Genomic DNA, 25,439 nt, shown 5'->3' with positions numbered 1-25,439 from the left:
GATTCAAGTCAAAGCGGTTTTGGCTGAGCTGTTATTATCTGCCGTATCTTTTAAGTACGGATTGATCCATGTCCCCTCGCGAGATCCGCATCGCCACCCGTAAAAGCGCCTTGGCCCTCTGGCAGGCCGAATACGTCAAAGCCCGCCTCGAAACGGCCCATCCGGGGCTGGTCGTGACGCTGGTGCCCATGGTCAGTCGCGGCGACAAGCTGCTGGACTCGCCACTCTCGAAAATCGGTGGCAAGGGCTTGTTCGTCAAGGAACTGGAAACAGCCTTGCTGAACAATGAAGCCGATATCGCCGTGCATTCAATGAAAGACGTGCCCATGGACTTCCCCGAAGGCCTGGGCCTTTTTTGCATCTGCGAACGAGAAGATCCGCGCGACGCATTCGTCTCAAACGACTTTTCCAGCCTTGACGCGCTGCCCGCCGCGAGTGTGGTGGGCACATCGAGCCTGCGCCGCCAGGCACAGCTGCTGGCCCGTCGCCCTGATCTGCAGATCCGCTTCCTGCGGGGCAACGTCAACACGCGCCTGGCCAAGCTCGACGCCGGCGAGTACGACGCGATCATCCTCGCCGCAGCGGGCCTGATCCGTCTGGGTTTCGAAGAACGCATCACCTCGGCCATCAGCGTCGATGACAGCCTGCCGGCCGGAGGGCAGGGGGCGGTGGGCATTGAATGCCGCAGCGCCGACAGCGAGATTCACGCTCTGCTGGCACCGCTGCACCATGAAGACACGGCTATCCGAGTCTTCGCCGAGCGGGCACTCAACAAGCATCTGAACGGCGGCTGCCAGGTGCCGATCGCCTGCTACGCCGTCCTTGAAGGTGAGCAGGTCTGGTTGCGGGGCCTGGTGGGCGATCCGAGTGGCGGCCAACTGCTCGCCGCCGAGGCCCGGGCGCCGCGTCGCGATGCCGAGGCGTTGGGCGTGCGCGTCGCCGAGGACCTGTTGAGCCAAGGCGCCGACGATATTCTCAAGAAAGTCTACGGCGAGGCCGGCGACGCGTGACGGGATGGCGGCTGCTACTGACCCGGCCGGCGGACGAGTCGTCTGCGTTGGCGGCCGTTCTGGCGCAGGCGGGCATCCATAGCAGCGCCATGCCGCTGCTGGATATCACGCCGGTCCCCCTGTCCGAGTCCGAGCGAGACAAGTTCCAGGCTCTGGATCGGTACAGCGCGGTGATCGTCGTCAGCAAGCCTGCGGCACGCTTGGCCGTGGAGTTGCTGCGTCAATACTGGCCGCGCCTTCCAGAGCAACCCTGGTTCAGCGTAGGCGCCGCGACCGGGCAAATTCTGGCCGATGCCGGCCTCCGCGTTTTTTACCCCGAAAACGGTGACGACAGCGAAGCCCTGCTTGAGCTGGCGGCGTTGCGCCAGGCTATCGACCGGCCTGACGCACGTGTCTTGATTGTGCGTGGCGAGGGTGGGCGCGGTTTGCTGGCAGAGCGTTTGCGAGAGCAAGGTGCTAGTGTCGACTACCTGGAGTTGTACCGTCGCGGCTTGCCGCACTACGGCGAAGGCGAGTTGCCAGCGAAGGTCGAGGCGGAACGCTTGAACGCGCTGGTGGTCAGCAGTGGGCAGAGCTTCGAGCATCTGCACCGGCTGGCCGGTGACGCGTGGCCCGCCCTGGCGCGGCTACCCTTGTTTGTTCCAAGCCCCAGGGTCGCCGAGATGGCGCGTGCCGCCGGGGCCAGGACAGTTGTGGATTGTCGTGGCGCCAGTGCCGCGGCTTTGCTGGCGGCTTTACGGGAACAGTCCGTGCCGTTTTCTAATGCAAAGGATGGATACGTGAGCGAAACAGCCTTGCCAAAAGATCAAGATCAGCCAGCGGTCGAAGCTCCGACTGACCCGTCGGTGCCGGTGGCGCCGCGCCGCGGTAACGGGCTTGCGATTGTCGCGTTATTGTTGGGCGCTGCCGGCGTGGCCGTGGGCGGATGGGGTATCTGGCAAGTGCGTCACCTGCAAGCCAATACCCAGCAGCAGGCCGCTCAGGTCCAGGCACTCAACGACCAGGCCCAGAACCTCAAGCTCAACGAGCAGCGGCTGAGCGAACGCCTGGAGCAGTTGCCTGCGGCTCAAGAGCTGGAAGAGCGGCGACGTCAGGTCGCCCAGTTGCAAGGCGACCAGCAGCGCCTGAACCAGCGCCTGGAAACCGTGCTTGGTTCCAGCCGCAAGGACTGGCGCCTGGCCGAAGCCGAGCACCTGTTGCGCCTGGCCAGCCTGCGACTTTCCGCCCTGCAAGACATCAACAGTGCCCAGGCCCTTGTGCAGGGTGCCGATGAAATCCTTCGCGAGCAAAACGATCCCGGGTCCTTCGCTGCCCGCGAACAGCTGGCCAAGACCCTCGCTGCGTTGCGCAGCACAGAGCAGCCAGATCGCACCGGCCTGTTCCTCCAGTTGGGCGCCCTGCGTGACCAGGTCTTGCAGTTGTCGGAAATCGCTCCCGAATACAAGGACCGCGGTGAATCCCTGCTGGGGCTGACCGCCGATGGCGACGGCGCCAGCCAGTGGTCGCAGTGGTGGGATCGTATTTCGCGCTACATCCGCATCGATTTCAATGCCGATGAAAATGTCCGTCCGCTCCTCGCCGGCCAGAGCCTGATGCAGGTGCGCCTGGCCTTGAGCCTGGCCCTGGAGCAGGCGCAATGGGCCGCCCTCAACGGCCAGGCGCCGGTGTACACCCAGGCACTGGCCGAAGCCCGTGACGTCCTCAAGAACAATTTCAACCAGGACAACCCGCAAAGCAAAATCATGCTGGAACGAGTCGTTGAGCTGGGCAAGATGCCGGTGACGGTGGTCACGCCAGACCTTACCGGCACGCTCAGCGCCGTCCAGGCCTATCTTGAACGCCGCAACGTGAACGCCGAAGAATCGGTCAAGCCGTTGCCCAAGGCAGGTGAGCAGGAGGCCACGCCATGAAGCGCCTCTACGTGATTCTGTTCGTGGCCATCGCCGTTGCCGCTGTGCTGGGCGTCGCGATTGCCGAGCATTCGGGTTACGTGTTGGTGGCGTACAAGAACTTCCGCTACGAGGCCGGGTTGTGGGTCACGCTGGCATTGATCGCGGTGCTTTGGTTGCTGTGGCGAGGTGTCACCGCGCTGATTGGGCTGGTGACCACCTCGACCGGCGTGGTCAACCCGTGGTCGCGGCGCAACCGCAGTCGTCGAATCCAGGTTGCAATCGAGCACGGACAGTTGGACCTGGCAGAGGGACGCTGGGCCAGCGCCCAACGGCACTTGCATCGTGCCGCCGAAGCCGAGCGGCAGCCGTTGCTGTATTACCTCGGCGCCGCTCGCGCTGCCAACGAGCAGGGCCTTTACGATCAGAGCGATAGCTTGCTGGAGCGCGCCTTGGAGCGTCAGCCCCAGGCGGAGCTGGCTATCGCGCTGACTCACGCCCAGTTGCAGATGGACCGTGGCGACACAGACGGTGCATTGACTACCCTGCAAGCCATGCACGAACGCTACCCCCATAACACCCAGGCCTTGCGTCAGCTGCAACGCTTGCACCAGCAGCGGGGGGATTGGCCGGCGGTGATCCGGTTGCTGCCCGAGTTGCGCAAGGACAAGGTCCTGCCTGCCGCCGAACTGGCAGAACTGGAGCGCCGGGCCTGGGGCGAAAACCTCACCCTGGCAGCCCACCGCGAGGCCGATGGCAGTGTCGGCCTGCAATCGCTTGATCGCGCGTGGCAGCAACTGACTTCCGCCCAGCGCCAGGAACCGGCACTGGTATTGGCCTACGCCGAGCAGCTTCGGCAGCTGGGTGCCCAGGTAGAGGCGGAAGAGGTGCTGCGCGCTGCGCTCAAGCGCAACTACGACAGCCACCTGGCGCGCCTGTATGGCCTGGTTCGTGGCGCGGATTCGAGCCGGCAACTGCAGGTGGCTGAAGGCTGGCTCAAGGATCATCCGAATGATCCGAGCCTGCTCCTGACGCTCGGGCGCCTGTGCCTGCAGAACAGCCTGTGGGGCAAGGCAAGGGATTATCTGGAAAGCAGCCTGCGCATGCAGCGCAACCCCGAAGCTTGCGCCGAGTTGGCGCGGCTGCTGGCGCAGTTGGGGGATGCCGAGCGAAGCAACCAGCTGTTCCAGGAGGGGTTGGGGTTGCTGGATGAGCGCTTGCTTGCGGCGCCGCTACCGGTTTCGCCTCAAGTCCTGTCGACTTGAGGCGGGACGAAGACTCTTTGAGGTGGGTATGAACCGCCGGGAAGGGAGAGCACACTCTCTCGCCACGGCGTCGTACCCATCCTGAGGCAAACGGTGGCGAATCCCGGCCCGGTTTTTGGAGGTCTGACCAAGCGCTCAGCGAAGTCCTACAGCACACTGAGCTGAATCCTCTTTGGCCTGTCGGGAATTCCCTACACCTCTGGTGAAGTGTCTGCGCGGGGCTGCCTTGAAAGGCCCAGGGGCTTTCCTCTACCGTTACAGCTTGTCTCTTCTGTTACGGATCCGCCATGTCTCTGGCCAGCTCACGCTTCTTGTTTCTCATGGCTTCCATCGCTGCTGCCCTGGCTATGGGCGTCGCCAGTTATCTGGAATACGCGGTTGGCCTGTCCCCTTGCAGCCTGTGTATCTTGCAGCGGCTGTGCCTGATGCTCTTCCTGGTGAATTGCCTCGTGGCGTGCGTGCATGGCCCAACCCGCAAGGGCTGCATCGCCTATGCAGCGATGGGGGCTGCCTTTGCATCGGCAGGGTTGGCGTTGGCTTGGCGCAATGTACTGGTGCAAAGCGAGTCACATGAGCTGCTGCCTGACTGCATGGCCCAATTGCCGGAGGTGGACTCGTGGTGGAGTGCCGCGCATCGCGTCGCCAATGGTGCCCCCGACTGTGCGAGTGTCACCTGGACGCTGTTCGACCTGAGCATCCCCGAATGGAGCCTGCTGTTCTTCCTCGCCGTTGCTGTCTCGATGACTTACCTGCTGTTGCGCCTGGTCTGGGATGCCCTGGTACGGCCGCTCGGCGGCGAGACGTCGCAGTTGGTCCGGGCGCTGGATTAAACACTTGTATGAACTTTCTCTCCTGCGTACCTTGAAGCAGTTGTCGCGCGGGCATAATCTGGCCCGCACGTATCATTGGAATCATGCCACTCGATCATGTTGTGTCTGGCTTGCTCCTGATCATTCAGGCGGGTGTTTCAGACGGCGAGGGGCGTGACTCAGAAGGGAAGAAATCACCATGCTCGAAAGTTGTCAGAATGCTCAGGAACGCTGGGGTGGGGTGCATCTGCTGATCGACCGCTGGTTGCAGGAGCGTCACGAACTGGTTCGAGCCTATGATGCTCTTGGCGACAAGCCTGAAGCACTGAGTGAAAGCCGCAAGCCCTTGCAAGAGTTCTGTGGTGTGCTGGTGGACTATGTGTCCGCGGGTCATTTCGAGATCTACGAGCAACTCACGGGCGAGGCCAAGGCCTTCAATGACAAGCGCGGCCTGGAACTGGCCGACACGATTTACCCGCGCATCGATGTCATCACCGAGAAGCTGCTGGCCTTCAACGACCTGTGCGATGAAGGCAAATGCGTGGCGGAAAAATTCAAGGAACTGGGCGGCTTGTTGCACGAGCGTTTCGAGCTGGAAGACTGCCTGATCGAAGTGCTGCACAACGCCCACAAGGAAGAAGCTGCGGTCCAGGCTTGAGATCATCTTCGGGACAGAAAACGGTGCGCATTGCGTGCCGTTTTTCTTTTCAGGGCGTCAAGTCGTCGCGCCCAGCAGTTCAATTTCAAATACCAGGGGCGTGAAAGGTGGAATAACGTCTCCGGCACCTTCGGCGCCATAGGCCAAGGCTGAAGGAATCACCAACCGCCACTTTGCGCCTACGGGCATCTGCGGTAATGCACTGCGCCAGCCATCGATCACGCTATCAAGATTGAACCACTGTGCCTGATGGTTGGAATCGAACACCGTGCCGTCCGGCAGACGACCGACATACAACACTTGGACCTTGCCGTGGGGGCCGGCTTTCGTGCCACTGCCCGGCTTGAGTTCGGTCAACAGGATGCCGTCCGGCAATTGCTGGACGCCTGGCCGGCCTTTTTCCTCGTTGAGAAACTTCTGCTCGGTCTTCAGCGCCACTTGGTCTTGCGGCGTCGCCGATTGCGCCGTCAACTGCGCCTGGTGTTCGGCCAGGATCCTTTCGATGCGTTCATCATCCAACGCCAGCGGCTTGCCAAGATAGGCCTGTTGCAGGCCTTCGACCAAGGCTTGTATCTGCAGGTCGGGTACGTCTTGGCGCAGGCGTTCCCCCAGGCTCGCGCCAAGACTGTAGGCCAGCTCCCGGGCTTCGTTTGCGTTGGGTTTTTCTGTGGCTTGGGCCACTGGGAAAATCATGCAAAGAAGTAAAAAAAGATGACGCGACATGTGTACTTTCTCCGGCCTCGATTCGAGGGATTATGCCAGTGCCGCAAACAGTAAAAGTGAATTGCCCAGGCGCCGGCGCAGAAGATTTCTTGTGCCGTGCAACGCAACGCCTTGTGTAGTGTCAACATGCCCTAGCGGCGGTTGCAGCAGAGGTCTAGTATGAGCCGCACTCACGTCAGTCAGGAGGTAAACCATGTCGGCCACTAAGAAGCCTGTAAACACTCCGTTGCACTTGCTCCAACAACTGTCGGGCAGCTTGCTCGAGCATCTGGAAAATGCCTGCTCCCAAGCCCTGGCTGATGCTGAAAAACTACTCGCCAAGCTGGAAAAACAACGCGGCAAGGCGCAGGAAAAACTTCACAAGTCGCGCACCAAACTGCAAGACGCGGCAACCGCTGGCAAAGCCAAGGCACAAGCCAAGGCCAAGGATGCCGTGAAGGAACTCGAGAACCTGCTCGATGCCCTGAAGGATCGTCAATCCGAAACCCGCGCCTACATCCTGCAACTCAAGCGTGACGCCCAGGAAAGCCTGAAGCTGGCCCAAGGCGTGGGTCGTGTCCAGGAAGCCGCAGGCAAGGCGCTGACGCTTCGCGCGGCAAAGCCTGCCGCTGTATCGGCCAAGAAGCCAGCGGCTAAACCTGTCGCGGCAAAAACTCCAACAAAAGTGGCCGCCAAGCCGGTGACCAAGGTAGGCGCGAAGGCAGCCAGCAAACCAGTGGCCAAACCTGCCGTGAAAAAACCGGTTGCTGCCAGCGCGGCGAAACCCGTTGCGAAAAAATCGGCCGCCAAAGCTGCCGCCAAGCCTGCCGCCAAGCCTGCCGTAAAAGCAGCCGCTGCCAAACCTGTCGCCGCTAAGCCTGCTGCCAAAGTGGCTGCCAAGCCCGCTGCGAAAACCGCTGCCGCCAAGCCTGCGGCAACGAAAGCCACCGCTGCCAAACCGGCTGTGAAAGCGGTCGCCAAACCCGCTGCGAAGCCGGCTGCCAAGCCAACTGCGACCAAGGCCACTGCTGCCAAACGTGCTGCTGCCAAACCTGCTGCGAAATCCGCGGCCAAGCCAGTCGCCGCCAAGGCGCCTGCCAAAGCTGCGGCTAAGCCTGCGGCTAAACCGGCTGCAGCCAAACCAGCGAGCACCGCTGCCGCCAAGCCTGCCGCGACCAAGCCTGCCGCCAAACCTGCCGCCGCCAAGCCCGCTGCGAAGCCGGCCGTGAAAAAGCCAGCCGCCGCCAAGCCAGCCGCTGCAAAACCGGCAACCGCTCCGGCTGCCAAACCTGCTGCGCCAGCTCCGGCGGCGACCCCCGCGCCAACGGTTGGTACGCCAGCACCGGCACTGAACCCGAGTGTAGCCACCGTCCCAAGCCCCACTCCAACCCGCGCTTCCTAAGTGCCGGAAACCGCGACGCGCAGCTGATGCAGCGCGTCGTGGTTGGCTTGGCCGGCATTTGCCGCAAGCCTTTGCAGCCACTGCGCTGAATCCAAGGATTGTCCCGTTGGCCATTCCTTGACCGTTGCCTCCAGCCGCTCAAGCAATAGCCGTTCGGCTTCCAGTTCCAGTTTCTTGACCTGTTCGCGCAAGCCACCCAGCCCTGGATCCTGAAGGGCAAGGTTTTTCCATTGGGTGCGTAACTTGCGCAACGGTTGCACGACGGTCGAGTCCCATGGTCCGGCCAGATGCTTAAGCTGCTGCAGCTTTTGCTCATCACAGCTCACGCCGCGTTGTTCCAACCACAGCCCACAGAGCAGCAGGCACACGTTCGCGCCACCTGTCTGTAGTGCCAGGCACGCGGATTCCACACCAGGCTTGGCGTAGAGGTTGATCGAAAAGCTCCACAGATCAGACGACATCGTGCTACTCGCGCCAGTTGCGGGCGAAGCTGGTAGACTCCGCCGCCATTATGATTCGACTTCAGAACCTGACTTTACAGCGTGGCCCGCAACGTCTGCTAGAAGACGCCGAGCTGACCCTGCACGCCGGCCACAAAGCCGGCCTCATCGGTGCCAACGGCGCCGGCAAATCGAGCCTGTTCGCCTTGTTGCGCGGCGAGTTGCACCCGGACTCCGGCAATTGCTTGCTGCCCGCCGATTGGCGCATCGCCCATATGCGTCAGGAGGTCGACACCCTCGAACGCCTGGCGGTGGATTATGTGCTCGATGGCGACCTGCGCCTGCGTCAGGTCCAGCGCGACCTCGCCGCAGCCGAAGCCGACCATGACGGCGCCGCCCAAGCTCGCCTGCACGCGGAGCTCGACAGCGCCGACGGTTATACCGCCGACGCCCGGGCTCGTAAATTGCTCGCCGGGCTGGGCTTTACCAATGAACAGATGGACCGTCAGGTCGGTGATTTCTCCGGGGGTTGGCGGATGCGCCTGAACCTGGCGCAAGCCCTGATGTGCCCGTCGGACTTGCTGTTGCTCGACGAACCGACCAACCACTTGGACCTCGACGCCATCATCTGGCTCGAAGACTGGCTCAAGAGCTATCCGGGCACGTTGTTGTTGATTTCCCACGACCGGGATTTCCTTGACGCCGTGGTGGACCACGTGGCCCATGTCGATCAGCGCAAGCTCACCTTGTATCGCGGCGGCTACAGCGCCTTCGAGCGTGCCCGCGCCGAGCGCTTGGCCCAGCAACAGCAAGCCTATGAGAAACAGCAGGCGCAGCGCGCGCACATGGAAAGCTACATCGCTCGCTTCAAGGCCCAAGCCACCAAGGCTCGCCAGGCGCAGAGCCGGATCAAGGCCCTGGAGCGGATGGAAGAGCTGTCGGCGGCCCATGTCGATTCGCCATTCGATTTTGTTTTCCGCGAGTCGTCGAAGATCTCCAGCCCGTTGATTGACCTGTCGGATGCACGACTGGGCTATGGCGAAAAAACCGTGCTGGAGAAGGTCAAGTTGCAACTGACCCCCGGCGCGCGGATCGGTCTGTTGGGGCCTAACGGCGCCGGTAAATCGACCCTGATCAAAAACCTTTCCGGTGAGCTCCAGCCCCTGGCCGGGCGCCTGACGCGCGGTGAAAACACCGTGGTCGGCTACTTTGCCCAGCATCAGCTGGATTCCCTCGATGCCAAGGCCAGCCCGCTGCTGCACTTGCAGCGCCTGGCGCCAACCGAGCGTGAGCAGACACTCAGGGACTTCCTCGGTGGTTTCGATTTCCGCGGGGCGCGCATCGACGAGCCGGTTCTGAATTTCTCCGGCGGCGAAAAAGCCCGCCTGGCCCTGGCGTTGATCGCCTGGGGGCGGCCGAACCTGCTGTTGCTCGACGAACCGACCAACCACCTGGACCTGGAGATGCGCCTGGCCCTGACCATGGCCTTGCAGGAATTCAGCGGCGCGGTGCTGGTGGTTTCCCACGACCGGCACTTGCTCAAGAGCACCACGGACAACTTTTATCTGGTCGCGGACGGTAAAGTCGAAGAGTTCGACGGCGACCTTGAAGACTATGCGCGCTGGCTGGTGGATTATCGCCAGCGCAACGCACCGGTTAGCAGCGCGCCGGTCAACCCGGACAAAACCGACAAGAAAGCCCAACGCCAGGCCGCCGCGGCGTTGCGCCAGCAACTGGCGCCGCACAAGCGCGAAGCCGACAAGCTCGAAGGCGAGCTGGGCAAGCTGCATGAAAAGCTGCAAAAAATCGAAACCAGCCTCGGGGACAGTGGTCTCTACGAGGCGGCACGCAAGGACGAGCTGCGTGATCTGCTGGCTGAACAGGCCAAGCTGAAGGTTCGGGAAGCGGAACTTGAGGAGGCGTGGATGCAAGCCCTGGAGTTGCTGGAAAACCTGCAAGCGGAGCTGGAGGCGTTGTCCTGATGGAAGCGTTGTCCTTGCCCATACCGGTCCTGTGGATCGAGCCGATCTGGCTCGGTGTGCAAATCCTGCTGATCCTGTTGGTAGGTTATGTTGCCCAGCGGTTCGTGGCGCGCTTCCTCACGGGGCTCGGCGAGCGCTATCCATTGCCGACCCAGCTGATGATCATCCTGCGCGGCGTGCTGCGCTGGTTGATCATGGGCAGCGCAGTGCTGGTGGCGCTGGAGCGCCTCGGTGTCTCGGCCACGGTGCTCTGGACCGCGCTGTCGGGGTTCGTTGCCGTTGCGGCGGTCGCGTTCTTTGCCATCTGGAGCGTATTGTCGAATTTGCTGTGTGCCATCCTGATCTACACCGTCGGCCCGTTCCGCCTGGGCGACGTAGTCGAGCTGGTGGAAGCCACCGACAAGCCAGGCATCAAGGGGCGGGTGGTGGCGATCAATCTGCTCTACACCACGTTGATCGAACCCGAGGAACTCGGCACCGGCAGTTCCATGGTTCAGGTGCCCAATAGCCTGTTTTTCCAACGGTCGGTGCGGCGCTGGCGCGGCAGCGAGGCGTTTCCGGTCGGCGGTTTCGTCGAATAACCCTGCACCTACCCTGGCGTCCCCTGAAAAAAAGAATGGCCACCGGCCCGGCGGCGCATTAGCTTAGTCGTTTCGATGGATCTGAGCCGAGGTGTGCAATGTTGCTGGAAACGTGGCTGGCGTTTTTCGCCGCTTGCTGGGTCATCAGTCTTTCGCCGGGCGCCGGTGCCATTGCATCGATGTCCAGTGGCTTGCAATACGGCTTCTGGCGCGGTTATTGGAACGCCTTGGGCCTGCAATTGGGCCTGGCGCTGCAAATCGCAATTGTCGCGGCAGGCGTGGGCGCGATCCTCACCGCGTCGGCAACCGCCTTCTATGCAATCAAGTGGTTCGGCGTGGCGTACCTGGTCTACCTGGGCGTCAAGCAGTGGCGGGCCGTCCCCGGCGACCTCAGCGACGACGCGGCGGTGCGCCCCATCGGCAAGCCCTTGGCGCTGGTGTTTCGCGGCTTTCTGGTCAACATCAGCAACCCCAAGGCCCTGGTGTTCATGCTCGCCGTGCTGCCACAGTTCATCGATCCCCATGCACCTTTGGTCAAGCAATACCTGATCCTTGGCGTGACGATGATTTGCGTCGATCTGATTGTCATGGCCGGGTACACCGGACTGGCGTCCAAGGTGTTGCGCCTGTTGCGAACCCCTAAGCAGCAACGGCGGATGAACCGGACCTTTGCCGGATTGTTCATTGGCGCGGCGGGTTTGCTGGCGACGATCCGCAAGGCTGCGGTGTAAACCAATGGGGTGAGGGGAGCCATCCCCTCACCACAAAATCAGTTGCCTGACTGAAAATCAGCGCAGGATCACCGGCGCCGTGTCCCTCGGCAGATTGTTGCGCTGCACAGGTTCGCCGGCTTGCTCCTGGATCGGGCCGCCGAGCTGTTCGCTCAACTGCCGTGCCACATCCTCCCCCAGCGCCTTGGACACTTCACGCACGACCCGCGGACGATTGAGGCTGATGCGCACGTCACGGTGGTTCAGTAGCTTGGTGTCCTGGCCTTCGCCCATGGCGGTGAAGGCCGAGGTGATCTCAAAGGTCTTGGTGTTGATCAGGCTGAAATCCGCCACCAACGTCAGGGCCAGCACCGCCGAGTAGCTGTCGGCAGTGCCAAGTTCATTGATGTCGCGGGTGAAGTCGATGTCCGACACAGTGCCGAACAGCACGTAGTCGGCCCCCTTGAAGTTCCCCGCCTTGATACGCTTGATTACGTCGTATACGTCGCCCTTGGACGACGCGGTATACGGCGTACCCTGCACCAGCTGGAACATGCCGCTGCGCAGCATCTCGCCCTTGATATCACCGGTGAACTTGCGCAGCTCACCCTGCTCGATGTAACTGCTGGTGGCCTCCATCTCGTCGTAGCTCGACGACGCGCTGGCGCTGTACGGGCTTGCCTGGAAGTTGCTTTGGGCCGAAACCGTGTGGATGTATTCCTCGACGCGTTCTTGGTACGCCAGATCCGTCACCGCGACTTTTGGGGCCGCTTGCGCAGTGAATGCGCAAGCCAGGGCCATCATTGCGATCCATGTGCGCATGGCTTAACGCTCCGTGGTCTTGCGGATTTCTTTTTCGTCCATCCATTCGGCCAGGCCGCTTTCGACGTCGATCAGTTGCAGGCTGAACTTGTAGAACACGTCCTTGTAATCTTCGCTGCGCTTGACGATCGAGCTGATGGAGCCCTCGATACGATATTTGGCGGCGATCATGTTGCCGGTCTTGGCTACGGTGCTCTTTTTGTACAGGCCGCTCTGGTTCTGCAACTTCAGCTGGTCGACCTGGCTGTCCATGGCGTTGTTGTCGCTGGCGAAGCGCGCCGCGCCAGTCTTCATGAGTTGGGTCTTGATGCTAGTGGTGATTTCCCGGGTATCGATGTACTCGCTGGTCTTGTTCTTCACGTCATAGACCTGGACCACTGGGCGACCCTGCAGCACGCCGGACTGGGCGAGGGAGCGGGTCATGGATTCGGCGATCATTTGCAGATCGGTGGAGCCGAATTCGTTGGTGACGGTTTCCACGGCCTTGGTGTCGCCATAGCTGATGTTCTTGTTGCCCAGGACCGGTGAATTGTTCGCACAGCCGCTGACGAGCAGGGCGGCGAGGGCAAGGGAGGAAATGCGTAGGAACATAGGGTTGCTCTCAAAAGCTGAATAAAGGGATCAGGCATCACTCGGGGGCTGGTGTGGGAACGAGCAAGCTCGTTCCCACAGGTTTCAGCACCTCACGGGGTGTTGATTTCCAGTCGGAAATCCACCGCCTTGGGTGTCGGTGCGATGGCCGGCAGGAAGCGGGTCTGTTCGCCGTACAGCGTCAGGCTTTTCCAGCTTTCTTCCTCGGCGATGGGGAAGCCTTCCGGTCCCAGCCAGGCGAAGCGGTAATACATGTTCTTGTTGTTGAAACTGGTGTTGCTCAGCTGCACATTGACGGTCATGTAGCCGTTTTCCCGAGCGACGCGCATGGCGCCCACCACGATGTTCTTGGTCTTGCCCATTGCCACGACCTTGCTGGCGGCGCTGCCCGGCTCCGGTGGCGGTGGGGTGGCGCAGCCGGCCAGCAAGGCCAGGGCGCCGACGGCGATCAGTTTTAAACGCATGTGAACAAGACTCCGTTCTTAAGGTTGCTTGAGGGCGATGGCGGTGGGATTGGCGCTCGGGATTACCTGGGCCGCCAGGCCGCCGGCGAACACCTGGTTGCCCACCGCCCGCAGGGTGATGACCTGGTAACGCTGATCGACCTTGACCTTCACCACCGAGCCGCCGACCACGCTTGGCAAGGTGACCTGGTGCTCGCCTTTTTTCAGGCGCAGGCGCACCACCTGGGTGTAATCCGGCAGGGTGCGCCAGGTCCGGGTGTCGGCCCCTTCAAGCACGGCCGAGGTAATGCCCACGGCCAGGCCGGCCAGGGGATTGGTTTCGTTGATCTGCTTTTGCGCCACGCCACGGCTCACCGCGCGTACGGTGGTACGCAGGATGATCCCCGGCATGTCATCGCGCAGGGCGCGGCGCGACATGGCCGTGGTGCTGTTGAGTGAGGTCAGGTCCAGTTGCCGGCCGTCGACGCCGATCTGGGCGAAGGTGGCGGTGGACGTGTCCGGCTTGATCAGCGGGAATGACAACGGCGTGATAACCACGTTGCCGCTGATGGGCAGGGGCAGCGGGATACGGATCGAATCCCGGGAGGGCGCCAGCCCGCTCTGCACCACGATCAGGATATCGCTGTCGTCGTCCTTGGCGGCGGGCTTGTCGAGATTGAGCAGCGCCTGCTCCAGCAGAGGGGTATTGGGGCGCAGTTCGGCGGCTTTACGGTAACCCGGCGCGGCCAGGTCTTTTTCGCCCAACGCCTCGTACACGAAGCCCGCCAGGTAATGGCTGAACGCGCTCTGGTAACTGTTTTTCAGGCTGACCACTTCCGGTGCGTCCAGGCTGGCAACCGGGTAACCCTTGAGGTCCTTGTATTCGGTCTGGACTCCTTGCTTTTCGGCGTCCTCTTCACGCTTGAGATATCCTTGTCCCGCAGGTCGGCAATCACCGCTTCGCGCTCGTGGGTCTTTTTGATCTGCATCCGTGCGCCGTCGAAGTCATTCACCGCCAGCAGGTTCAAGGCCATCTGCGTGGTGAGCATGACCTTCTCATAGTCATAACCCTCGTAGCGCCGGACCTTGTCGTTGACCAGGAAGCTGCCGAACTGCGCCAGGTACTTGGCGGTGTCGAGCTTGACCGCGTCTTCCCATTGGCCAACCTGCTGGTCTGCGCTGCCCCAGGCCGCCTGGCTGCCGGAGAGGTCACCCTTGGCCCGCAGCAATTCGCCCTTCTCGAAGAAATACAGCAGGTCTTTATCTTGGCTGGAGTTGTTCTTCTCCAGCAGGGCCAGCGCCGCGTCGACATTGCCGGAGGTCAATTGCTGATTGGTCTGGGCCAATTCACTGTCGTAGTTGCGAAAGGCCGAGCAGCCGGACAGCAGAGTGATCGCGCAGAGGGCGACCGGAAAACAGGCACGGGATGCCATGAACACTTCTTCCCTGAATATCAGCCAGGTGTGCGGGTCGGGCTGGGGCGATCCACGAACGGGGCACTGGAGCGCCGTCGGTTCCTCATGGACAGAGGAGCTCTTATGCCTTCAACAAATAAGAGGGCGGCGCATTATAAACAGGAGGATTGACCGCGTAGTGGCTTTTTAATCGCCAAATGATGTTTTTGTGATGTCACTTCCAAACCATGAAGATCAGATGAAAATGTGCGTGGAAAACACATCGGTACTTGAGCCAAGCGCATTGGAAGTGAACAATATGTTACTTCTTATTTCCAACCGAGAGTCATTCATGCCTGCCCCGTTTCGTTTCCTGGCTTGGCTAGCGCTGCCGTTGTTGGCGCTGTGCAGCGCCGATCTGCTGGCCGATACCACTGAAGGCGCTCCCCAGGCCTTGCACCTGCTTGATTACATCGGCGCGGATTACCCAGCGACTGTCGAAGCGGGAAAAGTCATCGATGATTCGGAATACCGCGAGCAACTGGAGTTCACCCAAGTGTTGGAGGGGTTGATTGCTGCGCTGCCGGCCAAGCCGGAAAAGGCTGAGTTGACCCAAGGCATCGGCACGTTGCGCGGGGCTATCACCGAACGCCGGGACGGCGACGACGTCGCCCGCCTGGCTCGGCAGTTGGGGGCAAGGCTGGCGGTGGCGTACGAAGTCAGCCAAGCGCCGATCATTACCCCGGATCCGGCGCGCGGTGCGCCGTTGTACGCGCAGAATTGCTCGGTTTGCCATGGTGACACCGGTGCTGGCGATGGTCCGGCCGGCGTCGGCCTGGAGCCGCCACCGGCGAACCTGCGTGATGGCCAGCGCCTGGATCGCCTGAGCCTCTACGCGATCTACAACACCCTGAGCATGGGCGTCGAGGGCACGGACATGCCAGCTTTCGCCGACCAGCTCGACGACCGCCAGCGCTGGGACCTGGCAACTTACATTGCCAGCTTCAGCGCCGACCCGGCCGCGACAAAAAGCGAGCTGACCTACAACCTGGCCGATCTGGCCCGCCAGACTCCGGCCGAAATCCTGGCTGCCCAAGGGCCCGCGGCAGCAGCGACGTTTCGCGCCCAACGTGCCCAGCCGCCGCAAGTGCAGCGCGGCCCGGCGCAGTTGCTCGACTACACCGCCACGACGTTGGACAAAAGCATCGCGGCGTATCGCGCCGGTGATCATGACCAGGCCTACGACCTTTCGGTCGCGGCTTACCTGGAAGGCTTCGAGCTGGTGGAGAGTTCGCTCGATAACGTCGACGCCAATGTGCGCAAAGACACCGAAAAGGCGTTGATGGCTTTCCGTCAGTGTTTACAGGATGGCTTGCCAGTGGACCAGGCCCAACAACGCCTGGACGCGGCGAAGGCCAAGTTGAAGGAATCCGCCGGCCTGTTGGGTGGCGATGGCTTGAGCTGGTCGTTGAGCTACATCTCTGGCTTGCTGATCCTGTTGCGCGAGGGGTTGGAAGCGATCCTGGTGCTCGCGGCAATCCTGGCATTCTTGCGCAACACCGGCCAGCAGTCGGCGGTTCGCAGCGTCAACATCGGCTGGGGGCTGGCATTGCTCGCTGGTCTGGCGACGTGGGGGCTGGCCGCCTATGTGATCGACGTCAGCGGCGCCCAGCGTGAGTTGCTCGAAGGCGCCACCGCGTTGTTCGCCAGCGTGATGGTGTTGTGGCTGGGTGTCTGGATGCATGACCGGCGTCACGCCGCGGCCTGGCAGGATTACATCAAAAGCAGCCTGGTGGGCGGCGGTGGCCGTTTCGGATTCGCGATCCTGGCGTTTTTCTCGGTCTATCGCGAATTGTTCGAAGTGATCCTGTTCTACGAAACCCTGTGGCTGCAGGCCGGTCCCGCCGGTCATGACGCCGTATTGGCTGGCGGCGCGACGGCGCTGGTGTTGCTGGTCGGGTTGGCCTGGGTGATCTTGCGGGGCTCTGCGAAACTGCCCCTGGCGCTGTTCTTCAGCATCAACGCCGCGTTGCTTTGTGCGCTGTCGGTGGTGTTCGCTGGCCATGGCGTGAAGGCGCTGCAGGAAGCCGGGATATTCGGCACGCGGCCGGTGGCATTCTTCGAGTTCGACTGGCTGGGCATTCATGCCGATGCTTATTCGCTGACCGCCCAGGTGGTGGCGATCCTGGCGATCGTCGTACTGTACGGGCGCAGTTGGGTGGCGGAGAAGCGTCGGGTCCAGGTTTCCTGAACGGCCACATTCGCTGCGCTCATAATCGCGAGCAAGCTCGCTCCCACAGGATGTAGGCTGTCTCTGTGGAAGCGAGCTTGCTCGCGATGCTTTTTAGATAGAGGAAACCACTTATGCGCGTATGGATCGACGCTGACGCCTGCCCCAAGGCCGCGAAGGAACTGGTGGTCAAGTTCGCCTTGAAGCGCCAGTTCGAAGTGGTGCTGGTCGCTGGGCAGCCGCAAATAAAGCCGGGCCTGGCCCTGGTCAAGCTGATCGTGGTGCCAAGCGGTCCTGATGCGGCGGATGACTACCTGGTGGAGCACGCCGTCCCGGGTGAGTTGGTCATCTGCAGCGACGTGCCGCTGGCGGACCGCCTGGTCAAGAAGGGCGTCGCCGCCCTCGATCCGAGGGGCAAGGAATTCGACGCGCAGAACATGGGCGATCGACTGGCGGTGCGCAACCTGTTTACCGACTTGCGTGAGCAGGGCCATGTGGGCGGCGGCCCGGCGGCGTACAGCGAGCGGGACAAGCAGGGTTTCGCCAATGCGCTGGATCGGATATTGACGCGGTTGGCTCGCTTGTCCTGATGCTGGCCCCCTCCCACAGGAAAGAGGAAATGGGGTCAGGCGTCGTTCTCGTGGGTCAATTCCAACACCCGGTCCACCAGCTTGTTGATCCCCGAAGCCGCCTCGCTGATGTTCTTCGCCAGCATATAGGCGGGTGTGCTGACGAGTTTGCGCGCAGTGTCCTCGACGATATCGGTGACCAGGCATTCTTCATGGGTGCCGCCCATCTTGGTCACGGCAGCGGCGGTATCGGCATCCGTGCCGATGGTGCACGTCACGCCGGGGCCGTAGATCTTCGCCGCCAGGGCCGGTGAGATGCACATCAGCCCCACGGGTTTCCCCGCTTCGGCGAAAGCCTCGGTGAGCGCCAGGACGTCCGGCTGCACGACGCAACCGGCCCCTTCGACAGCGAAGTTGGACAGGTTTTTCGCCGAGCCGAAACCACCGGGCACGATCAGCGCGTCAAAGTCCTCGGCCTTGGCTTCGCGCAGGTCTTTCACATCGCCTCGGGCGATGCGCGCCGACTCCACCAGCACGTTGCGGCTTTCGGGCATTTCCTCGCCAGTCAGATGGTTGATGACATGCAGCTGGGCAATGTTGGGGGCGAAGCATTGGACCTGTGCGCCACGCTGGTCGAGACGCAGCAAGGTAATCACGCTTTCGTGAATCTCCGCGCCGTCGTACACGCCACAGCCGGAAAGGATCACTGCAACTTTTTTGCTCATGGGCTTTTTCTCCAGATTCATGGCGTTAAATGTCTACTAATTTGTCACTCGTTGCCATAGGGGTCTCGGGCAGCTACACCTAATCTGCCGACTATCTTCCTTGCCTTGCCTGCCCGGGTCGCATCATGAATTTCATTCTGTATGCCGTGCCGTTTTTCTTCGTGTTGATCGCCGTCGAGTTGCTCGCCGATCGTTGGCGCGGCGTGAGCCATTATCGGCTGGCGGACGCCATCAACAGCCTGAGTACCGGCGTGCTGTCGACCACCACCGGGCTGCTGACCAAAGGTGTCGGCTTGGTCACCTATGCCTTTGCACTGGAGCACCTGGCAATCTTCCAACTGCCGGCTGATCAGGCCTGGACCTGGGTGGCTGCCTTCGTCTTCTATGACTTCTGCTACTACTGGCTGCACCGCATGGGCCATGAACGCAATATCCTCTGGGCCGCTCATTCGGTGCATCACCAGAGCGAGGATTACAACCTCTCCACCGCCTTGCGCCAGACCAGCACCGGCTTTCTGCTGAGCTGGATTTTCTATCTGCCGCTGGCGATCCTGGGCGTGCCGCTGGTGGTGTTCGTCAGTGTCGCGGCGCTGAACCTGCTGTATCAGTTCTGGGTCCACACCCAACACATTCCAAAGCTCGGCTGGCTGGAATGGTGCTTCGTCACGCCGTCCAATCATCGTGCCCACCATGCGCAGAACCCTCTCTACATGGATCGCAACTACGGCGGCGTGTTCATTATTTGGGACCGTCTGTTTGGCACCTTCCAGGAAGAGGACGAGGATGAGCCGGTGGTGTTTGGCGTGACTACGCCGCTGGCGAGCTGGAATCCGTTGTGGGCGAACGTGCAGTTCTATGGGCAGCTCTGGGCTGATGCCCGGCGGGCCGAGCGTTGGTGGGACAAGCTGCGGATCTGGTTCATGCCCACCGGTTGGCGCCCGGCCGATGTGGCCGCCAGATACCCGCTGAACAAGCCTGACCTGTCCCAATTCCGCAAATTCGAAGTGCCGCTGGACGCACGCCAGCGGTGGTATGTGGCGCTGCAGTTCTGTATCTACATCGCCTTGGGCAGCTATCTGATGAACCTTGAAAACAGCCTGCCGGTTGCCGCCCTGGTATTGGGCTGGGGGGCGATTGCGTTGGGGCTGTTTGCCTTGGGCGTGGCCCTTGAGAATCGCCCTTGGGCGCTGAAGCTGGAGTTGCTGCGGCTGGCGGCGAACCTGCCGCTGGTAGGGTTGGCGCCGGTGGCAGGGTTGTGGCCAGCGAGCCCGGTGGCTTGGGTGGGGTTGTTGAGCTACAGCCTGGTCAGTGGCATCGGGCTTTACTGCTGTCGCAACCGACTCACTCGCCTGGCGTAGATTCGCTGGCCCTGGCTTGTTCCTGTCGCTCGGTCTCGAGATTTTTCCTGGCCAGCCGGGCATTTTTGATGCGACGGCGCAGCCACAGGCCCAAGCCCAGCAACAGCAGGGCGCCGAGTACCCACAGTTCGTATTTCTTGATACTGCCCAGCATGCCTTCGAGCACCGCGCCAAAGTGATACGCGGCGGCAGCTAGCGCCGTGGCCCAAATCGCCGCACCGATACCGTTGAGCAACAGATAGCGGCCCGGTGGATAGCCTGACAAGCCGATCGCCACTGGCATCACGGTGCGCAGGCCATACACGAAGCGGAAGCTCAGGACCCAGATGTCCGGATGCCGGCGGATGTGCTCCAGCGCCCGGTCACCCATCAACTGCCACCGCGGTTTGCGCGCCAGCAGCTTGCGACCGTGCTTGCGCCCCAGGAAATACCACAGCTGGTCACCGGCGTAGCTGCCGCAAAACGCCACGACGACCACCAGGTTGATGTCCATGTAGCCACGGAACGCCAGGAAACCTGCGAGCACGAGGATGGTTTCACCTTCGAAGAACGTGCCGATGAACAGGGCCAGGTAGCCGAAGTCGTGGAGAAATTGTTGGAGCATTGTCTGGGTGCTGGCGAAATGAACGCGCAGCCTAACCCTTCAGGCACATTCAGGAAAGTATCGAAATGTGTCTCGACGTGAACATTTCCTACAGAAGACAATGACTGCGACTACCGGTCACGCTTTAGCACAACTGTCATGTGTTCGTCATAATGGCCGCTTATAACTGTCACGCTCGCCCGTTTTTGCGGGCTCAGGAGTCTGCCGTGAGCTTTACCCCCGCCAACCGTCTGTTTCCCGCCACTCGCCTGCGTCGCAATCGCCGGGATGAGTTTTCTCGTCGGCTCGTGCGCGAAAACGTGCTGACCACCGACGACCTGATCCTGCCGGTGTTCGTGCTGGACGGCGAGAATCGCCGTGAGGCGGTGGCCTCGATGCCAGGCGTGGAGCGCCTGACCATCGACCTGTTGCTGGAAGCGGCGGCCGAGTGGGTCGAGCTGGGTATCCCGGCGTTGGCACTGTTTCCTGTCACGCCGCCGGGCCTGAAATCCCTGGATGCCGCCGAAGCCTGGAACCCCGAGGGCATCGCACAGCGCGCGACCCGTGCCCTGCGCGCACGTTTCCCGGAGCTGGGGGTGATTACCGACGTGGCGCTGGACCCGTTCACCACCCACGGGCAGGACGGCATTCTCGACGAAGAAGGCTATGTGCAGAACGACATCACCGTCGATGCGCTGGTCAGGCAGGCGCTGTCCCACGCCGAGGCCGGTGCCCAGGTGGTGGCGCCGTCGGACATGATGGACGGCAGGATCCAGGCAATCCGCGAAGCCTTGGAAGTGGCCGGGCATGTCAATGTGCGCATCATGGCCTACTCGGCCAAGTACGCCAGCGCCTATTACGGCCCGTTCCGCGACGCGGTCGGCTCGGCCCTGAACCTGGGCAAGGCCAACAAGGCCTCCTATCAGATGGACCCGGCCAATGCCCACGAAGCCCTGCACGAAGTGGCTGCCGACTTGTCAGAAGGGGCAGACATGGTCATGGTCAAGCCGGGGATGCCTTACCTCGACATTCTCTGTCGGGTAAAGGATGAATTCAAAGTGCCGACCTTTGTTTATCAGGTCAGCGGCGAGTATGCGATGCACATGGCGGCGATCCAGAACGGCTGGCTGAGCGAAGGGGTGATTCTCGAATCCCTGACCGCTTTCAAGCGCGCGGGTGCTGATGGCATCCTGACGTACTTTGCCGTGCGCGCCGCCCAATTGTTACGAGAGCAGAAATAGCCTCCCAGGAACTTGCGATGAATACCGAAGGACTCACAGAAGTTGCCGTAAAAGACGCTCAGCCCGTGGTCGAGCCAGTCGCCGAAACGCCTCCGGAGCTGGAACCGGCCCCCGCTGCCGCGCCCGAGCCGGCCCCAGCGCCGGCGATTGCGGTGCCCAACCTGGATGACAGCAGCCTGTACATCCATCGTGAGCTGTCGCAACTGCAATTCAACATCCGCGTCCTTGAACAGGCGCTGGATGAGTCCTACCCACTGCTGGAGCGGCTGAAATTCCTGCTGATCTTCTCCAGCAACCTGGACGAGTTCTTCGAGATTCGCGTCGCCGGGCTGAAAAAGCAGATCACCTTCGCCCGCGAGCAGGCCGGTGCCGACGGCCTGCAACCGCACCAGGCCCTGGCGCGCATCAGCGAACTGGTGCACGGTCATGTCGATCGCCAGTACGCGATCCTCAACGATATCCTGTTGCCGGAGCTGGAAAAGCACCAGGTGCGCTTCATCCGTCGCCGCTACTGGACCACCAAGCTCAAGACCTGGGTACGCCGTTACTTCCGTGACGAAATCGCTCCGATCATCACCCCGATCGGCCTCGACCCGACTCACCCGTTCCCATTGCTGGTGAACAAGAGCCTGAACTTCATCGTCGAGCTGGAAGGCATCGACGCCTTTGGCCGTGATTCCGGCCTGGCGATCATCCCGGCGCCACGCCTGTTGCCGCGGATCATCCGCGTCCCGGAAGACGTCGGCGGCCCGGGCGACAACTATGTGTTCCTGTCGTCGATGATCCACGCCCACGCCGATGACCTGTTCCAGGGCATGAAGGTGAAGGGCTGCTACCAATTCCGCCTGACCCGCAACGCCGACCTGTCGGTGGATACCGAGGATGTAGAAGACCTGGCCCGCGCACTGCGCGGCGAGTTGTTCTCCCGTCGCTATGGCGATGCGGTGCGCCTGGAAGTGGCCGATACCTGTCCGAAACACCTGTCCGACTACCTGCTCAAGCAGTTCAACCTGCATGAGACCGAGCTGTACCAGGTCAATGGTCCGGTGAACCTGACGCGGCTGTTCAGCATCACCGGCCTGGACAGCCATCCGGAGCTGCAATATTCGCCGTTTACACCGCAGATCCCGAAACTGCTGCAAAACAGCGAAAACATTTTCAGTGTCGTCAGCAAGCAGGACATCCTGCTGTTGCACCCCTTCGAGTCGTTCACCCCGGTGGTCGACTTGCTGCGCCAGGCCGCCAAGGACCCACATGTCCTGGCGGTGCGCCAGACGCTGTACCGCAGTGGCGCCAACTCCGAGATCGTCGATGCCCTGGTGGACGCGGCGCGAAACGGCAAGGAGGTCACGGCGGTGATCGAATTGCGCGCGCGCTTCGATGAAGAGTCCAACCTGCAACTGGCCAGCCGTCTGCAAGCGGCCGGTGCGGTGGTGATTTACGGCGTGGTGGGCTTCAAAACCCACGCCAAGATGATGCTCATCCTGCGGCGCGAGGCCGGCGAGATCGTGCGCTACGCTCACTTGGGCACCGGCAACTACCACGCGGCCAACGCCCGCCTGTACACCGACTACAGCTTGCTGACGTCCGACGACGCCTTGTGTGAAGACGTCGGCAAGTTGTTCAGCCAGTTGATCGGCATGGGCAAGACGTTGCGGATGAAGAAGCTGCTGCATGCACCGTTCACCCTCAAGAAGGGCATGCTCGACATGATCGCCCGGGAAACCCAGTTCGCCCTGGACGGCAAGCCTGCGCACATCATCGCCAAGTTCAACTCGTTGACCGATCCGAAAGTCATCCGTGCGTTGTACAAGGCCAGCCAGTCGGGCGTGCGCATCGACCTGGTGGTGCGTGGCATGTGCTGCCTGCGGCCGGGTATCCCGGGGGTGTCCCATAACATCCACGTGCGCTCGATCATCGGGCGTTTCCTGGAGCACACGCGGGTGTTCTATTTCCTCAATGGTGGCGAAGAGCAGATGTTTCTTTCCAGTGCCGACTGGATGGAGCGCAACCTCGACAAGCGCGTCGAGACCTGCTTCCCGGTGGAAGGCAAGAAGCTGATCCTGCGGGTCAAGAAAGAGCTGGAGAGTTACCTCACCGACAACACTCACAGCTGGAGCTTGCAGTCGGACGGTCGCTACATCCGCAACACACCGACCGGCAACCAGAACCCGCGCAGCGCCCAAGCGACTTTGCTGGAGCGCTTGAGCAGCCCGGTGTTGGCGGTTAGTTAAAGCCCGGAGTAGATTGGTTTTTCGTGGCGAGGGAGCTTGCTCCCGCTGGGCTGCGTGAAGCAGCCCCGAAGCCATTCAGCTCGGTGGGTCAGGAAAAATTCCATTTCAGGCAGATCCTGCGGCTGCTGCGCAGCCGAGCGGGAGCAAGCTCCCTCGCCACGGGGGAGCTTGCTGTGTGCCGATCAGTGAATGTTCAGCAAAATCCCCACCCGCGTCAGCCATTCGGCTTCCTGGGCAAAGTCCGCCTGGGTCAGTTGGTTCTCGTCCAGCCAGCCTTCGGGGAATATCACATCCAACTGATCGCCGTCGGCGTGCAGGGTAACCTGGGGCATTTGCTGGGTGCCGCGGATGTGGTGGAACAGGATCGCGAAGCGCAACAGCACGCACAGGCGAATCAGCTTGATGCCGTCATTGCCGAATTCGGCGAATTTGTCCTTGGGAATATTGCGTCGATGACCACGTACCAATAGCGCCAGCATTTGCTGGTCTTCGCGTGAGAAACCCGCCAGATCGGAGTGCTCGATCAGGTAGGCGCCGTGCTTGTGGTAATGGTAGTGGGCGATGTCCAGGCCCACTTCATGCACCTTGGCGGCCCAACCCAGCAGTTCGCGCCAAACGCCGTCGTTCAGGTCCCAATCGTCGGCCACCTGGTCGAAGGCATGCAGCGCCTTGCGCTCGACCCGCGCCGCCTGCTCCTGGTCGACGTGATAACGCTCCATGAGCGAGCCCAGGGTGCGTTCGCGCACGTCTTCGTGATGATGCCGCCCGAGCAAGTCGTAGAGCACGCCCTCACGCAGGGCGCCTTCGCAATGGTCCATGCGTTGCAATTCGAGCGCGTCGAAGATCGCCTCGAGGATCGCAAGGCCCGCCGGGAAAATCGCCCGGCGATCAGGCTTGATGCCCTCGAAGTCGATCTTGTCCGAATCGCCAAGCTTGAACACCTTGCGCTTGAGCCAGGCCAGGCCCTCGGCGTTGACTTCACCGGTGCCGTGGCCGCCAGCCTTGAGAGCCAGGCCGATGGCGCGGATGGTCCCCGAGGAGCCGATGGCTTCGTCCCAGGTCAACCGGTGCAAGGCATGTTCGATGCTCATGATTTCCAGGCGAGCTGCGGTGTAGGCCTGGGCATAGCGGGCCGGGGTGATCTTGCCGTCGCGGAAATAACGCTGGGTGTAGCTGACGCAACCCATCTGGAGGCTTTCGCGCAACAGCGGTTCGAAGCGCTGGCCGATGATGAACTCGGTGCTGCCACCGCCAATGTCCGCCACCAGGCGTTTGCCGGGGGTGTCAGCCAGGGTGTGGGAAACGCCGAGGTAGATCAGGCGGGCCTCTTCACGGCCGGAAATGACTTCCACCGGATGGCCGAGGATCGCTTCGGCGCGATGGATGAACTCGCCACGGTTGCGCGCCTCGCGCAGGGCGTTGGTGCCCACGATCCGCACCGCGCCCAAGGGCATGCCGTTGATCAACTGGGCGAATCGCTTGAGGCAATCGAGCCCGCGTTGGATGGACTCCTCGCTCAACCTGCGTTCTTCGTCGATCCCGGCGGCCAGCTGAACCTTTTCACCGAGCCGCTCAAGAATGCGGATTTCCCCGTTCTGGGCCTTCGCGACGACCATATGGAAGCTGTTGGAGCCCAGGTCGATAGCGGCGATCAGGGACAGATTCTTGGCTTGGGATGGCGGCATGGTCAGAGAGTCTCGGTCGATAACCTTGCCATCCTGCCACGATCGACCGCCTACGCCAACGCACCTGATCCAAACCCTTGATCCAGAGCCTTTCACAGAGTGTTCTTTGGCAGCAA

The 25,439-nt window shown here is 61.8% G+C and carries 22 protein-coding genes and 2 pseudogenes; 15 read left to right on the top strand and 9 right to left on the bottom strand.

The window, feature by feature from the left end; all coding sequences use genetic code 11:
- Positions 1 to 68 precede the first annotated feature (68 nt).
- From hemC to J3P76_RS24555, 6 genes and pseudogenes are all read left to right on the top strand, one after another.
- Complete coding sequence (gene hemC, locus J3P76_RS24580; protein WP_434649693.1) at positions 69 to 1,010, top strand: hydroxymethylbilane synthase; 942 nt, start codon at positions 69 to 71, stop codon at positions 1,008 to 1,010.
- A pseudogene (locus J3P76_RS24575) lies at positions 1,007 to 1,705 on the top strand (uroporphyrinogen-III synthase); the annotation flags it as partial. The gene hemC and the pseudogene J3P76_RS24575, both read left to right, overlap by 4 nt.
- Positions 1,706 to 1,789: 84 nt before the next feature.
- Positions 1,790 to 2,920 (top strand): uroporphyrinogen-III C-methyltransferase, encoded by a 1,131-nt coding sequence (locus tag J3P76_RS24570; RefSeq protein ID WP_434676604.1) that lies wholly within the window; start codon positions 1,790 to 1,792, stop codon positions 2,918 to 2,920.
- Entirely contained in the window at positions 2,917 to 4,164 is a 1,248-nt protein-coding gene (locus J3P76_RS24565) for a heme biosynthesis protein HemY (protein ID WP_434701338.1), read from the top strand. Before J3P76_RS24570 ends, J3P76_RS24565 begins: the two co-directional genes overlap by 4 nt.
- Positions 4,165 to 4,451: 287 nt before the next feature.
- Positions 4,452 to 4,994 (top strand): disulfide bond formation protein B, encoded by a 543-nt coding sequence (locus J3P76_RS24560; RefSeq protein ID WP_434675543.1) that lies wholly within the window; start codon positions 4,452 to 4,454, stop codon positions 4,992 to 4,994.
- 178 nt (positions 4,995 to 5,172) lie between these two features.
- Positions 5,173 to 5,631, top strand: a complete 459-nt coding sequence (locus J3P76_RS24555; RefSeq protein WP_039590209.1) for an Rsd/AlgQ family anti-sigma factor — start codon at positions 5,173 to 5,175, stop codon at positions 5,629 to 5,631.
- A gap of 57 nt (positions 5,632 to 5,688) precedes the next feature.
- Here the strand turns inward: J3P76_RS24555 and J3P76_RS24550 are convergent, their stop codons facing one another.
- Entirely contained in the window at positions 5,689 to 6,354 is a 666-nt protein-coding gene (locus J3P76_RS24550) for an FKBP-type peptidyl-prolyl cis-trans isomerase (protein ID WP_420765136.1), read from the bottom strand.
- Positions 6,355 to 6,547: 193 nt separating this feature from the next.
- Between J3P76_RS24550 and J3P76_RS24545 the strand changes: the two genes are divergently transcribed.
- Positions 6,548 to 7,735, top strand: a complete 1,188-nt coding sequence (locus J3P76_RS24545; protein ID WP_434608913.1) for an AlgP family protein — start codon at positions 6,548 to 6,550, stop codon at positions 7,733 to 7,735.
- Here J3P76_RS24545 and J3P76_RS24540 read toward each other — a convergent pair.
- Entirely contained in the window at positions 7,732 to 8,196 is a 465-nt protein-coding gene (locus J3P76_RS24540) for a TIGR02444 family protein (RefSeq protein ID WP_434608916.1), read from the bottom strand. The two genes, J3P76_RS24545 and J3P76_RS24540, sit on opposite strands and share 4 nt — an antisense overlap.
- Positions 8,197 to 8,246: 50 nt before the next feature.
- Between J3P76_RS24540 and J3P76_RS24535 the strand changes: the two genes are divergently transcribed.
- From J3P76_RS24535 to rhtB, 3 genes are all read left to right on the top strand, one after another.
- Positions 8,247 to 10,157 (top strand): ATP-binding cassette domain-containing protein, encoded by a 1,911-nt coding sequence (locus J3P76_RS24535; protein WP_434701336.1) that lies wholly within the window; start codon positions 8,247 to 8,249, stop codon positions 10,155 to 10,157.
- Positions 10,157 to 10,738, top strand: a complete 582-nt coding sequence (locus tag J3P76_RS24530; RefSeq protein WP_420765132.1) for a mechanosensitive ion channel domain-containing protein — start codon at positions 10,157 to 10,159, stop codon at positions 10,736 to 10,738. Before J3P76_RS24535 ends, J3P76_RS24530 begins: the two co-directional genes overlap by 1 nt.
- Before the next feature lie 98 nt (positions 10,739 to 10,836).
- On the top strand, positions 10,837 to 11,469 hold the full coding sequence (gene rhtB, locus J3P76_RS24525) for a homoserine/homoserine lactone efflux protein (RefSeq protein WP_420765131.1): 633 nt from the start codon (positions 10,837 to 10,839) through the stop codon (positions 11,467 to 11,469).
- Positions 11,470 to 11,526: 57 nt separating this feature from the next.
- On the opposite strand, the gene J3P76_RS24520 is transcribed toward rhtB, so the two are convergent.
- The 4 genes and pseudogenes from J3P76_RS24520 to J3P76_RS24505 all read right to left on the bottom strand — a co-directional run bounded on the left by J3P76_RS24520 (position 11,527) and on the right by J3P76_RS24505 (position 14,737).
- On the bottom strand, positions 11,527 to 12,270 hold the full coding sequence (locus tag J3P76_RS24520) for a penicillin-binding protein activator LpoB (protein WP_420765130.1): 744 nt from the start codon (positions 12,268 to 12,270) through the stop codon (positions 11,527 to 11,529).
- A 3-nt stretch (positions 12,271 to 12,273) separates the two neighbouring features.
- On the bottom strand, positions 12,274 to 12,861 hold the full coding sequence (gene lpoB / locus J3P76_RS24515) for a penicillin-binding protein activator LpoB (protein ID WP_030138155.1): 588 nt from the start codon (positions 12,859 to 12,861) through the stop codon (positions 12,274 to 12,276).
- A gap of 92 nt (positions 12,862 to 12,953) precedes the next feature.
- Entirely contained in the window at positions 12,954 to 13,325 is a 372-nt protein-coding gene (locus J3P76_RS24510) for a DUF1425 domain-containing protein (RefSeq protein WP_420765129.1), read from the bottom strand.
- Positions 13,326 to 13,343: 18 nt separating this feature from the next.
- Positions 13,344 to 14,737, bottom strand: a pseudogene (locus J3P76_RS24505) (COG3014 family protein).
- A 313-nt stretch (positions 14,738 to 15,050) separates the two neighbouring features.
- Here J3P76_RS24505 and J3P76_RS24500 point away from each other — a divergent pair.
- Both J3P76_RS24500 and J3P76_RS24495 read left to right on the top strand, forming a co-directional pair.
- Entirely contained in the window at positions 15,051 to 16,949 is a 1,899-nt protein-coding gene (locus tag J3P76_RS24500; RefSeq protein WP_434701335.1) for an FTR1 family protein, read from the top strand.
- A 113-nt stretch (positions 16,950 to 17,062) separates the two neighbouring features.
- Positions 17,063 to 17,518, top strand: a complete 456-nt coding sequence (locus J3P76_RS24495; protein WP_420765126.1) for a YaiI/YqxD family protein — start codon at positions 17,063 to 17,065, stop codon at positions 17,516 to 17,518.
- Between the two features lie 35 nt (positions 17,519 to 17,553).
- On the opposite strand, the gene elbB is transcribed toward J3P76_RS24495, so the two are convergent.
- Complete coding sequence (gene elbB, locus J3P76_RS24490; protein ID WP_434561681.1) at positions 17,554 to 18,222, bottom strand: isoprenoid biosynthesis glyoxalase ElbB; 669 nt, start codon at positions 18,220 to 18,222, stop codon at positions 17,554 to 17,556.
- Positions 18,223 to 18,347: 125 nt separating this feature from the next.
- Here elbB and J3P76_RS24485 point away from each other — a divergent pair, with 125 nt between their 5' ends.
- Complete coding sequence (locus J3P76_RS24485; RefSeq protein WP_420765124.1) at positions 18,348 to 19,580, top strand: sterol desaturase family protein; 1,233 nt, start codon at positions 18,348 to 18,350, stop codon at positions 19,578 to 19,580.
- Here J3P76_RS24485 and J3P76_RS24480 read toward each other — a convergent pair.
- Positions 19,564 to 20,184 (bottom strand): DedA family protein, encoded by a 621-nt coding sequence (locus tag J3P76_RS24480; RefSeq protein ID WP_420765123.1) that lies wholly within the window; start codon positions 20,182 to 20,184, stop codon positions 19,564 to 19,566. The two genes, J3P76_RS24485 and J3P76_RS24480, sit on opposite strands and share 17 nt — an antisense overlap.
- Positions 20,185 to 20,390: 206 nt before the next feature.
- Here J3P76_RS24480 and hemB point away from each other — a divergent pair, with 206 nt between their 5' ends.
- The gene (gene hemB, locus J3P76_RS24475; RefSeq protein ID WP_420765122.1) at positions 20,391 to 21,404 is read left to right on the top strand and encodes a porphobilinogen synthase; all 1,014 of its coding nucleotides are present in this window, start codon (positions 20,391 to 20,393) and stop codon (positions 21,402 to 21,404) included.
- A 17-nt stretch (positions 21,405 to 21,421) separates the two neighbouring features.
- Entirely contained in the window at positions 21,422 to 23,638 is a 2,217-nt protein-coding gene (ppk1, locus tag J3P76_RS24470; RefSeq protein WP_434649709.1) for a polyphosphate kinase 1, read from the top strand.
- A gap of 182 nt (positions 23,639 to 23,820) precedes the next feature.
- Here ppk1 and ppx read toward each other — a convergent pair whose 3' ends face one another.
- Positions 23,821 to 25,323 carry an exopolyphosphatase gene (ppx, locus tag J3P76_RS24465; RefSeq protein WP_434608934.1) on the bottom strand — a complete coding sequence of 501 codons (1,503 nt, stop codon included), beginning with the start codon at positions 25,321 to 25,323 and terminating at the stop codon, positions 23,821 to 23,823.
- Between the last annotated feature and the right edge of the window lie 116 nt (positions 25,324 to 25,439).

Source organism: Pseudomonas sp. D1-36 (genome assembly GCF_051132205.1).
In the GTDB taxonomy this organism is placed as follows: domain Bacteria; phylum Pseudomonadota; class Gammaproteobacteria; order Pseudomonadales; family Pseudomonadaceae; genus Aquipseudomonas.
Note: the sequence above shows the minus strand (reverse complement) of the source record. Positions and strands in the feature narration are given on the sequence as shown.